Genomic DNA, 732 nt, shown 5'->3' with positions numbered 1-732 from the left:
GCCGAGAAGGGGCGCTACTTCGGGGCTGCTGTCGCGACGGGCAAGCTGTCCACCGGCGCGTACACGACGATCTTGAACCGTGAGTTCAACAGTGTCGTGGCCGAGAACGAGATGAAGTGGGACGCCACCGAGCCGCAGCAGGGCCAGTTCAGGTACACCGGTGGTGATCGTCTGGTCAGTCACGCGCAGGCCAATGGCATGAGCGTGCGGGGTCACGCTCTGTTGTGGTATCAGCAGCAGCCGGGTTGGGCGCAAGGCATGTCGGGCAGCGCGTTGCGGAATGCGGCGATCAATCACGTCACGCAGGTGGCGACGCATTTCCGGGGGAAGATCTACGCCTGGGACGTGGTGAACGAGGCGTTCGCCGACGGTGGTAGCGGCGGGCGTCGTGACTCGAACCTGCAGCGGACCGGTAATGACTGGATCGAGGCGGCGTTCCGGGCGGCGCGGGCGGCGGATCCGGGTGCGAAGTTGTGTTACAACGACTACAACACCGATGGGATCAACGCGAAGTCGACGGGGATCTACAACATGGTGCGGGACTTCAAGTCTCGTGGCGTGCCGATCGACTGTGTGGGGTTCCAGTCGCACCTGGGCACCTCGTTGGCCAGTGACTACCAGGCGAATTTGCAGCGTTTCGCTGATCTCGGTGTGGATGTGCAGATCACCGAGCTGGACGTGATGACCGGCGGCAACCAGGCCAACATCTACGGCGCCGTCACCCGCGCCTGC

At 63.8% G+C, this 732-nt stretch carries 1 protein-coding gene; it reads left to right on the top strand.

Annotation, left to right across the window (positions count from 1 at the left end):
- On the top strand, window positions 1-732 hold a 732-nt coding region (locus tag ACLQ3B_RS33650), incomplete at both ends, for an endo-1,4-beta-xylanase (RefSeq protein WP_425784689.1).

Source organism: Micromonospora sp. DT53, assembly GCF_049841535.1.
GTDB lineage: Bacteria > Actinomycetota > Actinomycetes > Mycobacteriales > Micromonosporaceae > Micromonospora.
Note: the sequence above shows the minus strand (reverse complement) of the source record. Positions and strands in the feature narration are given on the sequence as shown.